Here is a 14493-nt window from a genome sequence, read left to right on the forward strand (position 1 = left end):
CGTGGCCACCGGCAACGGCGGCCGGGTCGCTCCCCCGTCACAGCCGGAAGAGCAGCTGGACCACGACGTTCTGCAGCACGCCGAGCACGAGGATCGCGACAATCGGCGAGAAGTCGATGCCGCCCAACGGCGGGATGAAGCGCCGGAACAGGTTCATGTACGGGGCGACGAGGTCGTTGACCACGGTGGCGAGGTCGTCCACGAAGCCGCCCGGCCTGCGGGGAATCCAGGACAGGATGCACCACGCGATGATCAGGAACTCGTAGATCTCGAACAGCGTGGACACGGCGCGGGCCACTGCGAACATAGAAGGGCCTTTCCAAGAGAAGCGGCGCCGAGGCGCCGCCGGACAATCACGGATTCAGTCTGATGGCAAACCAGTGTAGCAACGGTGCCCCGACCTCGGCTTGGGCTCAGCGGCACCCCTCAGCAAGCTCATAGGTCTTGGCCATCGCCGCGTCCACCGCCTCGTAGCAGGCCTCCTGCAGCAACGGCTCCATGGCGCGGAGCGCGGCCGCCGTGGTGCCGCCGGGGCTCGTGACGCGCTCCATGAAGGCGCGCGGGTGCGTGCCGTCCGCGAGCATCTCCGCGACCCCTCCCATGGTCTCCCGCACGAGGTCGCGGCAGGTGGCGGCGGGCAGCCCGGCCTCGACGCCCGCGCGCGTGAGCGCGTCCACCATGAGGGCGAAGAACGCCGGGCCGCATCCGACGACGGCGCCCTCCACGTCCAGCTGGTCCTCGCGCATGACCGCGGCGGACCCCAGGCTCGAGAGGAGGGTCCGAACGAGCGACGCGTCCTGCGTGGTGGCGTTCTCGCCGGGCGCGATGGCGCAGGCGCCCTTGCGCACCGCCACCGGCAGGTTGGGCATCACCCGGATCACCCGCGCCTTTGCGCCCACAACCTCCTGGAGGTGCGCCAGCGGGACGCCAGCGGCGATGGAGACCACGAGACGATCGGCCACCTGGTCGGCCACGGGCGTCACAACGGAGTCCAGCACCTGCGGTTTGACCGCGAACAGGACCACCTGGGGGTCGAGCGCCAGCGCTTCCGAGGCGTCGGGGAACGTGGTGACGCCGGCGTCGGCCACGAGGTCCTCGCGAACGGACGGGGACGGGTCGGCCACCAACACCTGGCTGGGGGCCAGGGCACCGGACGAGACGAGCCCGCGGGCGATGGAGCCGCCCATGGCCCCGCCGCCCACGATGAGAACCGTGCCGTCGAACACGCGCGCGTCAGCCACCGATTACACCTTCCCGCTTGAGCTTCTCGATGTCCGCCTCGGAGAGCTCGATGCCCTTGGGGAGCACCACGAAGACCCGGTCGGCGACCTCCTCCACGGCACCGTCGATGCCGCAGGTGAGCCCGAAGCAGAAGTCGAGGATGCGCTTGGCGGTCTCGATCTGGGTGTTCTTGAAGCTGATCACCACCGGCTGCTGCGTGCGCACGCGGCGGATCACCATCTGGACATCGTCGTAGCTCGTGGGCTTGAGCACGTAGGGCGGCAGCTTGCCGGAGCTCATGCGCGGCATCGGGGTCAGCCCGATGTCGCCCGGGGTCGGGGTCCTGGAGTTGCCGAGCACGGACGTGGCGCTCGGCGCCCCCTCGCCGGCGCGACGGTGCGTCTCCTGGGTCCCCCAGCTCTCGTCGCCGAAGCGCTGCGAGGTGGAGAAGCCGCCGGCCGACGGCGAACGCACGCCCTCCTCCACCGGCCGCCCCGAGCGCGTGTACACGGACACGGACTCGGCCTCCGGACGGCTCGTGTTGCCGAGCACGCCGCTCGTGGCCCGAGGCTCGTCGTAGGCCCCGTAGCCGTCGTCGAAGCGCTCGTCGTAATCGTCGTAGTAGTCGTCGACCGGCTCGTCGCCGCGCAGGCGGTCGCGCAGGTTGTCCAAAAAGCCCATCTGGCACCCCTCGCCGGGACGCTGCGCGCCCCTTCTCCGATAACCTGGGACTCAGTCCCCCGCAAGCTCGTAGCCCTGGTCAAAGACCACGCGCCCGAGCCGCACGATGGTGGAGCCCTCCTCGATGGCGATCGTGAAGTCGTCGCTCATCCCGCAGGACAGCTCGGGGACTTGAAGACCGCACTGGTCTATCAGGGTAGCACGAAGCTCCCGAAGTCCCTTAAAGGTTTGACGGGCCAGGTCGGGCGCATGGGCCGGGGCCATCGTCATGAGCCCGCGCGGCTCGATGCCCGGCAGCTCGACCAGCCGCTCGGCGGCCTGCTCCAGCTCCAGCGGGGCGAAGCCGCCCTTGGTGGCCTCCCCGGAGACGTTGACCTCGAAGAGCACGGGCTGCACGATCCCCCGCGCTTCGGCGCGGCTCGAGACCGCCTCGGCAAGCGCCAGAGACGAGACGGACTGAATCAGCTGCGCCTTCCCGAGCACGAGGTTCACCTTGTTGCGCTGGAGGTTGCCGATCAGGTCGAACGGCGGCACCTCGCCGCCGTCGGCGGCGAGGGCCTCGAGCTTGCGAGCCAGCTCCTGGGGGCGGTTCTCGCCGAAGCGCCGGTAACCCGCGTCCATAGCGGCGCGCACGGCGGCCACGTCCACCGTCTTCGAGACCGCCACGATGCTCACGTCGCTCTCGTCACGGCCGACGCGCTCACAAGCCGCGCGCACGCGCGCGAGAATCGCCTTCCGGCGGGTGGTCAGAAAGCTCGCATAGGCGTCATCGCGACACGGTTGATCCTGTGGGGCCTGCGCCACAGCGGGTCACTCCCCTTCTGTCTCCGCGTCCGGCTCTTCCACCACGTCGTCGCCCGACTTCGCGGAGCCCTTCTTCGCGGCCTTCTCGGCCTTGTACTGCGCGCGCACCTTCGCGGCCAAGGCGAGCGCCTGCCGCAGGTGCTCGCCCACCTGCTCGTCCAGCTCCCCGTCGCCCAGCTCGAGCTCGGGGATGCGGTTCGCCACGCGGGCCACCGCGTCGGCGTCGATGGTGAACGAGGGCGCCTGGCTCGCGTAGAGGTCCTCGAGCTCCTCCTCGTCCATGTCGGCGAGCACCGAGAGCGCCTCGCGGCTTCCGGTGAGCAGGAACGCGACCCGCTCGCCCACCTCGACGGCGTTGTCGGAGATGCGCTCGAGCATACGGGCGGCCATGATCACGCGGCTCGCGGCGTCGATGTCGTCGTCGGCGTCGAGGCGGCTGAACGTGCGGTAGAAGCTCTTGTAAAGCTCGTCCACCGGCCTGTCCAGCTCCGGCAGCTCCGCCGCCTCGGCGAGGTCGTTGTCGACGATGCACTGGACGGAGGCGCCGAGCACGCGGTACACGAGGTGCGCCTGCGCGTCGAGCAGGTCGAGCAGCCGGCCGGGGACGTTGCGGTCGGCGCAGCGCTTGGTGGTCTTGGCGATGTTGCGCACGTGGTTGGACATGCGCGCCAGGTTGAAGTTGGCGTAGATGAAGAACTGCAGGAGGCGCAGGTCGCTCGCCACGGGGTTCTGGAGCACGATCAGGTTGTACGCGCCATCCTCGAGCTCGGCGCAGCGCCGGTCGATCTCGCGGGTGGCCTTCTTGACCCTGCGCGCCTTGGCCTTGTCGCCCTCCACGAGCGAGTCCACGGCGTCGTGCAGCTCCAGGTCGATGCTCGCGTAGATGGAGACCAGCTCCTGGCGGAGCGTGGCCAGCTGTCGGTCGAACTGCTCCCTCATCGAACACGTCCTTTCAGATACCGAGAAGGGGGCGGGCCCAGTGAGGGCGCCGCGCGTCAAAGCCCACAGAAGAAGATATCAGCCGAAGCGGCCCGTGATGTAGTCCTCGGTGCGTTGGTCGCTCGGAGAGTTGAAGATCTCGCTCGTGACCCCGTACTCGATGAGGGTCGCGGGCTCGCCGGCGTGCTCCTGGAGGAAGAACGCCACGTAGTCCGAGATGCGCGCCGCCTGCTGCATGTTGTGCGTGACGATGATGATCGTCATCTCGGGCGCGAGCTCGTACATGAGGTCCTCGACCTTCTGCACGGAGGTGGGGTCGATGGCCGAGCAGGGCTCGTCCATCAGCAGGACGTCCGGCTGCACGGCGAGCACGCGCGCGATGCAGAGGCGCTGCTGCTGGCCGCCGGAGAGCGCGAGGCCGTTCTTGTTGAGCTGGTTGGAGACCTCTTTCCAGAGGTTCGCGCGCTTGAGGGACTCCTCGACGATGCCGTCGAGGTCGTCCTTGCTGGTGACGCCCTGCAGGCGCGGCCCGAAGGCCACGTTCTCGTAAATGGACTTGGGGAACGGGTTGGGCTGCTGGAAGATCATGCCCACGCGCCGGCGCAGGTCCACCGGGTCGACGCCCTCGCCGTAGATGTCGTTGCCGTCCAGCTCCATGGTGCCGGCCGTGCGCGTGCCCTCGATGAGGTCGTTCATGCGGTTCACGCACCGAAGGAAGGTGGACTTGCCGCAGCCGGACGGGCCGATGAAGGCCGTGATCTTGTTCTGCGCGATGTCCATGGACACGCCGGTGAGCGCGTGGAAGTCGCCGTACCAGAAGTCGAAGTTGTCCACATGGATGCCAGTGCCCTGGTTCTTGGGCGCGTCGCGGTAGACGGTCATGGCTTACTTACCTCCGGACTTCTCCGCGCTCTTGCGCGACAGGTAGCGGGCGAACAGGTTGAACGCGAGGATCATGAGCATCAGGAGCAGCGCGGTGCCGTAGGCCGCCTGCATGTTGATGCCGTCGTTGGCGAGCAGGTACAGGTGGATGGTCATCGGGCGGCCAGAGTCGAGCGGGGTGATGGGCAGGTTGATGGCCTGGCCCATCGTGTAGAGCACGACGGCCGTCTCGCCCACGGCGCGGCCGATGGCGAGCACGATGCCCGTGGCGATGCGCGGGAACGCGGACGGGAGCACGACGCGGCTCACGACCTGCCACTTGGTGGCACCGAGGCCGTAGGCGCCCCAGCGGATGTAACGGGGCACCGCGCGGATGGCCTCCTCGGTGGTGCGCATGACGATCGGCAGCATCATCAGCGCGAGGGCCAGAGCGGCGGAGAGCATCGACAGGCCGAAGCCGCAGGCCTCGACGAAGAGCGCGAAGCCAAAGAGGCCCATGACGATGGACGGCACCGAGGCCAGGGTGTCCGTGGCGTAGCGGATGAAGTTCACGAGGCGCCCCTGCTTGGCGTACTCGGCCAGGTACACGGCAGCGAGCACGGCGACGGGCGTGCAGATGAGCATCGCGAGCGCCGTCACGTAGAGCGTGGAGACGATGGTCGGGAAAATGCCGCCCTCGGCGTTGACGCCCTCCGGCCAGCCGAAGATGAAGTCGAGGCTCATGACCGGCAGGCCGTTGACGGCCACGAACAGGATGATGAGCACGAGCACGACGGCGGTGACCCAGCCGGCGGCGGTGAACACGCCCACCATGCCCTTGTTGGTGGCGTTCTTGGAGACCTTCGCCTGGTTGCCCGACGCGAGCAGGCGCTTGATGCGCTTGCGCGAGGTCTCCTGCTCGGCCACGGCGCTCTCGAGCTGCGCGGTGGTGAGGTCGGGCCCCTCCGTGGCCAGCTCCACCGGCGTCGCCTTGGTCTCGGCCTCCTTGCGGGCGCGGTCCTCCGCGATGGCCTTGGTGTCCACCTTGGCCTCGCGCGGACGGCTGATGAGTCGCACGACGCCCACGAGGCCGGCGGAGATGATGAAGAGCACGACGCCCATGCCAAAGAGCGCGGCGCGGTGCAGGCCGCTCGAGTAGCCCATGTCGAGGGCGATCTGGCTCGTGAGCGTCGAGATGGGGCTCGAGACGGAGTCCGGGATCACCGGCGCGTTGCCGACGACCATGAGGACGGCCATCGTCTCGCCGATGGCGCGACCCATGCCGAGCACCACGGCGTTGACGATGCCGAGCTTGGCGGCCGGCAGCACCACCTTGTAGATGGTCTGCCACTTGGTGGCGCCCATAGAGTAGGAGGCCTCGCGGATGCCCATGGGGATGGACTTGAGGGCGTCCATCGTGAGCGTCGTGATGGTGGGCACGATCATGATGGCGAGCACGAGCCACGCGGTGAGCGCGCCGAAACCGAGCCCGCCGGTGAGGTCGGCGATGAGGGGCCGGAGGATCACGAGGCCGAAGAAGCCGTAGATCACGGACGGCACGCCGGCGAGCAGGTCCACCGCGGAGGACACGATGCCCGAGACGCGCTTGTTGGCGATCTCGGTGAGGTACACGGCGCAGCCGATGGCGAGGGGCACGCCCAGCACGAGCGCGCCGGCGGTCACGATGATCGAGCCGACGAGGAGCGCGGTGATGCCGTACTCGCCGTCGGAGGGCGCCCATTCAAGGCCGAAGAAGTCACCGAGACCGATGTTGGTGAGCACGGGGCCGGCCTTGTACACGGTGAACGCGAAGATCAACAGGACGGCGAGCACGGCCACGCACGCGCAGACGAGGAACAGGACCTCGAGGGCCTTCTCTTTGACGTAGGTGGAGCGGCTCACGAGCTTCAGGCCCTGGTTGTGCGCCTTGGGGCCGTTGGGGTCGATGTCTTCCAAATGCGGCGGCTTTTGCAGCGCCTCTTCCTGCTTGCTCACGACGCATCGCCCCCTTCCTCGGCGCCCGCGGCCTTCGCGCGGGCCTGGTAGCTCGCGTCGCTCAGGGGCAGGTACCCGGCGTCGCGGATGGTCTGGGACATCTCGTCGGACAGCACGAGCTCGATGTAGTCCTCCACCTTCCCGGAGGGGTCCCCCTTGGTGAAGAAGTACAGGTCGCGCGAGACCGGATAGGTGCCGTTCTCGACGTTCTCCTCCGTGGCCGCGACGCCGTCGATGGCGAGGGACTTGACGGTGGAGCTGGTGAAGTCGGACGCGACGAAGCCGATGGAGATGTAACCGATGGCTCCGGCGGTGCGGCTCACGACGTCGCGCACCTGGCCCGTGCCGGGCAGCACGGCGGCCGAGCGGTCGAAGGGGGTGCCGTCCATCACGATCTTCTTGAAGGCCTCGCGCGTGCCCGAGGCCTCGTCGCGGTTCACGACGAGGATTTGGAGGTCGTCGCCCCCCACTTCCGACCAGTTGGTGGTCTCGCCCGCATAGATGGAGCGGAGCTGGTCCATGGTGAGGCCGGAGACCGGGTTGTCGTCGTTGACGATCACGGCGATCCCGTCGAGCGCGACGACGGTGGTCACGAGGTCCGTCGCGGCCTCGGCCTCAGTGAGCCCGCGGCTCGAGGTGGCGATGTCCGCCGTGCCGTTCTGCACCGCCTCGATGCCGGCGGAGGAGCCCAGACCGGAGACGAGCACCTTGGTGCCGGTCTCTTCCTCGAACTGCTCGGCGGCCATCTCGGCGATCGGCATCACGGTGGTGGAGCCGGCGACGGTCAGGACGCCGCCGTCCTCGCTGGACGAGCAGCCGGACAGGCCAAGAGCCGCCATCAGGCCGACGCCCGCCAACGCGAAGGCCCCGCGTCGGGTGACCGAGGCCCCCGGCGCCCCTCTCTTCACGGGCGCGCCGGCGCCATAAACCCGATGGCGCCGTGACGCCCGCAAACCGGCCCCTCCTTTCGATAGGAAAAGAAGCGGCCAGTGTCGGTGGCCGTCGACAGGTCGGCGTTGAGGATTCTCCACGGTCTCACTCCCGAGGAAACGAGGGTCGCTTCAATGGCGCTGGCCAGCGAGAGCCTCCCCTCCCCGGCCTGGACGCACGACCCGAACTCCATCGTGAACCGCTCGATCAGCTCGTCCGAGACTTCGTAGTCCCGTCCTGCGATGTGCGGGCCCAGGTAGCAGTCGACGTCCGATACGTCATTACCCGTTATCGCACAGAGCTGGTTCAGCGCTTTCGCGGCGATTCTCGCATAGGTGCCCTTCCATCCGGAGTGCACCACGGCAAAGCCGCCGTCGGTCACAAGAACTACGGGGACGCAGTCTGCGTACACGAGCAGGACCGGGACGCCCGGCGCCGAGCAGACCACGGCGTCAGCGCCCTCGGCGGCCTGCGCCTGCGCCCGTGCAACGGCCTCGGGCGCGCTGCTCGCGACCGCCACCACGCGGTCCCCGTGCACCTGGTTGGGGCACACCAGATTGGCCGAGAAGGCCTCGGCGCCGATCGCCCTCAGCACACGCCGGCGGTTCTCGGCGACGGCCGAGGCGTCGTCACCCACGCGGTCGCCCAAGTTGAGCGACCCATAGGGAGGACGGGACACTCCCCCGCTTCTCTCGGTGAACGCGAACGTGACCCCGCCCGGGACCTGAGGGTCGCCGAGCAGGGCCACGTCGTCGCTCACCTCGCGTGACAGGGCGGGAGCCGGAAGGCCCCCGCCCGCGCGGGTCTCGGTCATTAGTGCGAGCGCTTCAGGAAGTCCGGGATGTCGAACTCGCGGTCGCCGAAGTTGTTGGTGGTCAACTTGGGCTGCGCGGCCGGCTGTGTGCGCTTGGGCGCCGCGGCGGTGCCAAAGCCGTTCATCGAGAGCTGGGGCTGGACCTGGCCGTCGTTGAAGCCGGTGGCGATCACGGTCACGCGCACCTGGTCGCCCAGCGACTCGTCCACAACGGTGCCGAAGATGATGTTGGCCTCGGGGTCGACGTTCTGCGCGACGACCTCGGCCGCGTCGTTGATCTCCTGGATGCCGAGGTCCTTGTTGCCGGCGATGGAGAGCAGCACGCGGGTGGCGCCGTCGGCCTCCGACTCGAGCAGGCGGCTCGAGATGGCCTCCTGGGCCGCGTCGGCCGCGCGGTTGTCGCCGGAGGCGATGCCGATGCCCATCATGGCCGTGCCCGCGCCGCGCATGATGGTGCAGACGTCGGCGAAGTCGAGGTTGATGAGGCCGGGAACCGTGATGAGGTCCGTGATGCCCTGGGTGCCCTGGCACAGCACGTCGTCGGCCATGCGGAAGGCCTCGAGCATCGTGGTCTTCTTCTCGGCCAGGTCGAGCAGGCGGTCGTTCGGGATCACGATCAGGGTGTCGACGTTCTCGGCCAGGTTGTCCACGCCGCTCACGGCCTGCTGCCCGCGCTTGCGGCCCTCGAAGGTGAAGGGGCGCGTCACGACGGCCACGGTGAGGGCCTTGATGTCGTTCTTGGCGATGTCGGCCACGACCGGCGCCGCGCCGGTGCCGGTGCCACCGCCCTCGCCCGCCGTGATGAAGACCATGTCCGCGCCGGCGAGCGCGGCCTTGATCTCGTCACGGGAGTCCTCGGCGGCCTGCATGCCCACCTCGGGGTTGGCGCCGGCGCCGAGACCCTTGGTGAGGTCGGTGCCGATGTGCACCTTGATGTCGGCGTCCGAGAGGGCGAGCGCCTGCGCGTCCGTGTTCACGGCGACGAACTCGACGCCGCGGATGCCCTCCTCGATCATGCGGTTGACGGCGTTCGTGCCGCCGCCGCCCACGCCCACGACCTTGATCACCGCAAGGTAGTTGTTCGGGGTCTCGGTGTCCTTCATTGGTTCCTCCTCTAAGGGGCGCCTGGCACCTCGTCGTGCCGTGGGTGCGATCCTCCGGTTGCCGTGTTTGAGCTACGTTCCGCCTCGGAACCTGTGCTCGAGGGTGAGCGGGAAAACCCTCAAGCTCAAGTTAACATCAACGTTTCCTCCAAAGCGGCTTATGGTCGCACATTTCACCGGAGCGTCTCATGCCTTCTTCCGGCTCTGTGAAGGGACCATGGAACCCGCAGGTACGTGGTGCTCTTAGGCAACGCATTCAAGTCTCAACCCACACTTGATGGTTTCTCTTGGACGCCCTTGAGGGTGCCCGATGCCTCCATCGACCCCCACGTGAGCCTCACTCGGTGGTCGAGCCTCCCGCGCCCGTGCCGCCGTCGCCCGTGTCGGATGCGGCGCCATCGTCCGTGCCAGAGCCCGCACCGTCGCCCGTGCCGGTATCGGCGTCCGTGCCCGATTCGGAGGCGGCGCCGTCGTCTGGGTTCGGGGCCACGACGCCGGTCCCCTCACCCACCGCGTCGCTGTTCACCTTGCGGTAGGAGGGCTTGGACGGGTTGCGCACGTTGATGTAGGTGAGCTGGTTCGGGTGCTCGGCCATGAGCTTCGTGACCACGGCCTCCTTCGAGGCAATCTGGCTCGGCGAGCCGAGCGATACCTCGATGCCGTTCTTGAGGGAGCAGGAGATGGACGCGGTGCTCTGGGCCGTGTAGGACACGACCTGGGACGCGAACCCCTCGCTGAAGCCCTCTTGGTAGGAAAGGACGGCGAGGACGGCCTCGTCCGTCGTCTTGGTGCCGGCCTTGGGCTGCACCGACGACGGCACCTCTTGGATGAGGAGACAGCCCTCCTTTGCCGCCAGTGCCAACGCGGCATCCGCCGTGGTCTGATCCCCGGTCGTGGAGACGCTCGCCGGCTCAATCCACACCCCCTGGGCCGAGAGGTACCACACCGAAGTGCCCGTCTTCATCGTGACGAGGGCGAAGACCGTGCGCTCCTCCACGGACAACTTGATGGTGTCGGGGAGCACGCGCGTCACGGTGACGTTCTTGACCCACGGGTTCTTGCTCAGGTTCTCCTGGATCTGGCCCACGTCCACGTTGAGGAGCGTTGCGTCGTCCGGCACGGCGGCGAGCCTCACGATCTCGTCCGAGGTGAGGTGCTCCGTGCCGTCCGCCTGGACCGTCCCGACGGTCAGCACCGGCATCTTCGAGACGCCGACGAGCACGGCCACACCGAGGGCGAGCACAGCGGCGATCGCGATGGCCACCTTGGCGAGCCACGGCAGCCCCTGCTTTTTCTTGTGGTCGTGGAGGCCGAGGCCGGAGACCGAGAGGCGCCCGACCTTCTGAGCCTCCGGCGCCCCTCCGAACGTGCGCCGGTTTGAGTCCGTCCGCGGCGGCCGGGGCGCACGGGTCGAGGAGAGGGGCCGCGCGTGGCTCGCGCCGCGACCGCCTGCGGGGCGCGACGACGGGCCCGACCGTGCCGTGGCACGAGGGCGAGAGCCTGCGCGGCCGCTACTCCGAGAAGCCGAGGAACTTGATCTGCGGTTTGAGCTGGACACCGTGCGCCTCCTTCACCTTGTCCCGCATGCCATGGATCACTTCGAGGACCTCCCGAGCCGTCGCCCGGCCGTCGTTCGCCACGAAGTTCGGAGCTCCCGGGGCAACGACGGCGCCTCCCACGCCCCAGCCGGCCACGCCGCTCGTGGCCAACAGCCGTGCGGCCTCCTGGTCGCCGGCGTCGAGGAACACCTCGCACGTGCACGCGCGGGTACCGGGCTGCGACCGCCGACGTTTGGTGAGCTCGCGCTCGGAGCGGTCGCCCACCTCCGGCTTCCCCACCGGGTCCAGCGAGAACGTGGCCTCGAGCACGAGCTCGTCGGACGGCAGCGAGGTGCGCCGGTACCCCCACTCGATGTCCGATCCCTGGCGGCGCACCATCCCCTCTCCGGGGCGGAAGCACACAAGGCTCTGGACGCGCTCGCCGAGCCACTGGCGCCGGCTACCCGCGTTCATCGAGACCGCGCCGCCGAGCGTTCCCGGGATTCCGGTCAGCGGCTCGAGACCGGAGAGCCCGTTCTGGTACGCGGCGTTCGCCACCTTTGAGAGCAACGCGCCCGCGCCGGCGCTGAGCAGACCGTCCCCCTCGCCCACCGAGATCCGGGCGAACTCGCGGCCGAGCCGCACGACGCACCCGGGAAAGCCATCGTCGGAAGCAAGCACGGCCGTCCCTCGGCCAAGGACGACCCAGGGCACGCCCTCCTGTTTGAGGATCTCGAAGACCCGCGCGAGCGCGTGGTACGAGTGCGCGGTCGCCACAAGGGAGGCCGGACCGCCCACCCGCAGACCTGTCAGGCGCGCGCAGGGCACGTCGCGCTCGATGTCCGCGTCGTAGGCTCCCGACAGCGCCAAGTAGGCATTGAAGAGGCTCATGACCCTCCGGGGTGTGATTGGGGTGCGGTTACGGAAGGGAAGGCCGGCCTTAGGACTCGTCGGCCTCGCGCTTGGCCTCGATGAACTCCGGGCCGACCATGGTCACGTCGCCGGCGCCCATCGTGATGAGGAGGTCGCCGGGGCGCACCTCGTCCATCAGAGCGGCGACGATGTCGCCGCGACCAGGGACCGAGCGCACTGTGGGCACGTGCCCGCGCTCGGCCACCGCTGACGCGACGGTCTTGCCGGAGACACCGGGGATCGGCATCTCGCCGGCTGGGAAGACGTCCATCACGAGCAGCGCGTCGGCGCTGTCAAAGGCGGAGCCGAACTGCTCGGCCAACGCCTGCGTGCGAGTGTAGCGGTGCGGCTGGAAGGCGACGACCACGCGGTCGAAGCCCAGACCCTTGGCTGCGGCCAACGTGGCCGCCACTTCCGTGGGGTGGTGCCCGTAGTCGTCCACAACGGTCACGCCGTCGATGTCTCCGACATGGGTGAAGCGGCGCCCGACGCCCTTGAACTGGGACAGCGCCTCTGCGGCCTTCTCGAGGTCGAGCCCGAGGACGGAGGCGCAGGCGATGGCCGCCGTGGCGTTGAGCTGGTTGTGCACGCCCGGGTTGCTCTGGATCGTCACGGTGACGTCCTGGCCAGAGGGCGCGTGCACCACGCAGCGGGAAGCGAGCCCCTCGGTGCCGAGGGGCTCACAGACGAAGTCGTTCTGGCCGCCGAAGCCGTAGGTCACGACGCGTCGGCCGCTCTCCCGGGCCAGCTCCACGGTGTGGGCGTTCTCACCGCACACGACGACGGCGCCCTCCTCGCCCACGGAGGCCATGAACTTGAGGAAGGCCTCCTCGATGGCCTCGAGCGTGCCGTAGTGGTCCAGGTGGTCCGCCTCGATGTTGGTCACCACGGCCACCGTGGGGTCGAGCAGCAGGAACGAGCCGTCCGACTCGTCGGCCTCGGCCACATAGAGGTCGCCCGAACCGTTGCGGCCGTTGGTGCCGTAGCCCTCCACGACCCCTCCGATGAGGAACGACGGGTCGAGGCCCATCTTGTCGAGCATCGTCGCGATCATCGAGGACGTGGTGGTCTTGCCGTGCGTGCCGGCGACGGCCACGGTGGTGCGGCCGATGGAAAGGGCGGAGAGCATCTTCGCGCGGGGCCACACGGGGATGCCGAGCTCGTGGGCCCGGACCACCTCGGGGTTGGACTCGGGCACCGCCGTCGAGGTCACCACGACGTCGGGGGTCTTGGCGTCCACGGTGGCCGCCTCGTGCCCGATGGTCACGTCGACGCCAGCCCGGCGCAGGCTGCGGACGTAGCGGGACTCCTTGAGATCGGAGCCGGTGACCGTGCACCCGCGCTCGTGCAGGACGAGCGCGATGCCGCTCATCCCGGCGCCGCCGATGCCGATGAAGTGTGCGTGCTCAAAGGGAAGCGAGCTTTCAGACATGATGCCCCTCTCGCGCGCAGCGGTTCCGCGCGCAGTACGGTCGTGGATCCCGGCGGGGCGCGCTCGGCCCCGCCGCAGGTAAAACTCTAGGGCTTGAGCGCGCCGCGCGCCCCATTTCCCCGGTATCTCCGTGGCGGAGGCCGGCCTCAGCAGGACGGCCCGAGACGCTCCACCTGGTCCGCGAGATGGCCGGCCGCCTGCTGCTGCGCCAGTCCCTCGGCCGCGTGACGCATCGCGGCGCGCGCCCCTTCGTCATCGAGAAGGCCGAGCAGGAGCCGCCGGAACTCCGGCCGGGAGAGCTCGTCGTCGGCCACGGACTCCGCCGCGTGCGCGCCGACGAGGAACTGGGCGTTGACGGTCTGATGGTCCGCCGTCGCGTAGGGGTACGGCACGAGGATCGAAGGAACCGCGAGGGCCGCGATCTCGGCAATGGAGCTGGCCCCCGCGCGCGAGACCACGAGGTCCGCAGCGGCGAGCACATCCCCCATGTTCTCGATATAGGGCACCACGTGCCAGCGGCGCGCCTCGTCTGCGGACAGCCTGAGGGCGCCCACGACCTCCTCGTAGGAGGCCTTCCCCGTGGCGTGCACCACATGAAGGTTCGGACGACCGAGCAGGTCCTGTTTGAGCCCCGCCATCGCCTCGTTGATGGCCTTGGCGCCGAGCGAGCCGCCGAAGGTCACGAGGAGCGTGGCGTCATCGGGCACCCCATACGTCTCGCGGCCGCGCCGGGCGTCGCCCTCGATCACGGAGCGCCTCACGGGGTTGCCCGTGACGACGATGTTGGTACCAGGGCCAGCGTGGGGCTCGAGCGAGCGCACCGCTTGGGGCAGCGCGACCGCGACCACCTGCGCCTTGCGGGCGAGGGTCTTGTTCGCGAGGCCGGGCACCGAGTTCTGCTCGTGGAGCATCACCGGCACATCGTGGGCGGCGCACCACTCCAGAAGCGGCATCTCCACGTACGCGCCGAAGCCCACAGCGACGTCGGGCGCTCCGTGCGTCCCAAAGTGCGTCCCGACCGTGCGCCTGGCGGACCGGAGGCGCGCAAGCGCCGTCACGGCCGTCCAGGGCCGCGAGCGGTCGATGCCCGACACGCGGATGGGCACGAAGTCGAAGCCGGCCGCAGGGACGAGCGTGCCCTCGAGCTTGGCCGACTGTCCAAAGAAGGTGACGTGGTGCCCCCGGTCCCTCAGCTCCTCGGCCAGGGCGAGGGCTGGGTTGATATGGCCGGCCGTTCCCCCTGCAGCGATGGCGACTTCCATG

14 protein-coding genes are annotated in these 14493 nt (G+C 69.1%); all 14 read right to left on the reverse strand.

The window, feature by feature from the left end; genetic code table 11:
• Positions 1 to 37: 37 nt before the first annotated feature.
• The 14 genes from QJ043_RS08380 to QJ043_RS08445 all read right to left on the reverse strand — a co-directional run bounded on the left by QJ043_RS08380 (position 38) and on the right by QJ043_RS08445 (position 14492).
• Positions 38 to 307, reverse strand: a complete 270-nt coding sequence (locus QJ043_RS08380) for a YggT family protein (protein WP_283713251.1) — start codon at positions 305 to 307, stop codon at positions 38 to 40.
• A gap of 106 nt (positions 308 to 413) precedes the next feature.
• Complete coding sequence (proC, locus tag QJ043_RS08385; protein WP_283713253.1) at positions 414 to 1241, reverse strand: pyrroline-5-carboxylate reductase; 828 nt, start codon at positions 1239 to 1241, stop codon at positions 414 to 416.
• Complete coding sequence (locus QJ043_RS08390; RefSeq protein ID WP_283713254.1) at positions 1234 to 1902, reverse strand: cell division protein SepF; 669 nt, start codon at positions 1900 to 1902, stop codon at positions 1234 to 1236. The genes proC and QJ043_RS08390 overlap by 8 nt, the downstream gene beginning before the upstream one ends.
• 51 nt (positions 1903 to 1953) lie before the next feature.
• Complete coding sequence (locus QJ043_RS08395; RefSeq protein WP_347177740.1) at positions 1954 to 2706, reverse strand: YggS family pyridoxal phosphate-dependent enzyme; 753 nt, start codon at positions 2704 to 2706, stop codon at positions 1954 to 1956.
• 6 nt (positions 2707 to 2712) lie between these two features.
• Complete coding sequence (locus tag QJ043_RS08400; protein ID WP_283713255.1) at positions 2713 to 3645, reverse strand: phosphate signaling complex PhoU family protein; 933 nt, start codon at positions 3643 to 3645, stop codon at positions 2713 to 2715.
• Positions 3646 to 3723: 78 nt separating this feature from the next.
• Positions 3724 to 4527, reverse strand: coding sequence for a phosphate ABC transporter ATP-binding protein PstB (gene pstB / locus QJ043_RS08405; protein ID WP_283713257.1), 804 nt, complete (start codon positions 4525 to 4527; stop codon positions 3724 to 3726).
• 3 nt (positions 4528 to 4530) lie between these two features.
• Entirely contained in the window at positions 4531 to 6501 is a 1971-nt protein-coding gene (gene pstC / locus QJ043_RS08410; protein WP_283713258.1) for a phosphate ABC transporter permease subunit PstC, read from the reverse strand.
• Entirely contained in the window at positions 6498 to 7340 is an 843-nt protein-coding gene (locus QJ043_RS08415) for a phosphate ABC transporter substrate-binding protein (protein ID WP_283722797.1), read from the reverse strand. The genes pstC and QJ043_RS08415 overlap by 4 nt, the downstream gene beginning before the upstream one ends.
• A gap of 65 nt (positions 7341 to 7405) precedes the next feature.
• Complete coding sequence (locus QJ043_RS08420; protein ID WP_283713261.1) at positions 7406 to 8245, reverse strand: purine nucleoside phosphorylase YfiH/LACC1 family protein; 840 nt, start codon at positions 8243 to 8245, stop codon at positions 7406 to 7408.
• Positions 8245 to 9348 carry a cell division protein FtsZ gene (gene ftsZ, locus QJ043_RS08425; protein ID WP_283713262.1) on the reverse strand — a complete coding sequence of 368 codons (1104 nt, stop codon included), beginning with the start codon at positions 9346 to 9348 and terminating at the stop codon, positions 8245 to 8247. Before ftsZ ends, QJ043_RS08420 begins: the two co-directional genes overlap by 1 nt.
• A 337-nt stretch (positions 9349 to 9685) precedes the next feature.
• Positions 9686 to 10612 carry a cell division protein FtsQ/DivIB gene (locus QJ043_RS08430; protein WP_283713263.1) on the reverse strand — a complete coding sequence of 309 codons (927 nt, stop codon included), beginning with the start codon at positions 10610 to 10612 and terminating at the stop codon, positions 9686 to 9688.
• A gap of 247 nt (positions 10613 to 10859) precedes the next feature.
• Positions 10860 to 11777, reverse strand: coding sequence for a UDP-N-acetylmuramate dehydrogenase (locus QJ043_RS08435; RefSeq protein ID WP_283713264.1), 918 nt, complete (start codon positions 11775 to 11777; stop codon positions 10860 to 10862).
• A gap of 49 nt (positions 11778 to 11826) precedes the next feature.
• Positions 11827 to 13230, reverse strand: coding sequence for a UDP-N-acetylmuramate--L-alanine ligase (murC, locus tag QJ043_RS08440; protein ID WP_283713265.1), 1404 nt, complete (start codon positions 13228 to 13230; stop codon positions 11827 to 11829).
• A gap of 146 nt (positions 13231 to 13376) precedes the next feature.
• Positions 13377 to 14492: a UDP-N-acetylglucosamine--N-acetylmuramyl-(pentapeptide) pyrophosphoryl-undecaprenol N-acetylglucosamine transferase gene (locus QJ043_RS08445; protein ID WP_283713266.1), complete on the reverse strand. Its 1116-nt coding sequence runs from the start codon at positions 14490 to 14492 to the stop codon at positions 13377 to 13379.
• Position 14493: the final 1 nt, after the last annotated feature.

The organism is Kribbibacterium absianum (assembly GCF_030067705.1).
Classification (GTDB): domain Bacteria; phylum Actinomycetota; class Coriobacteriia; order Coriobacteriales; family Atopobiaceae; genus Kribbibacterium; species Kribbibacterium absianum.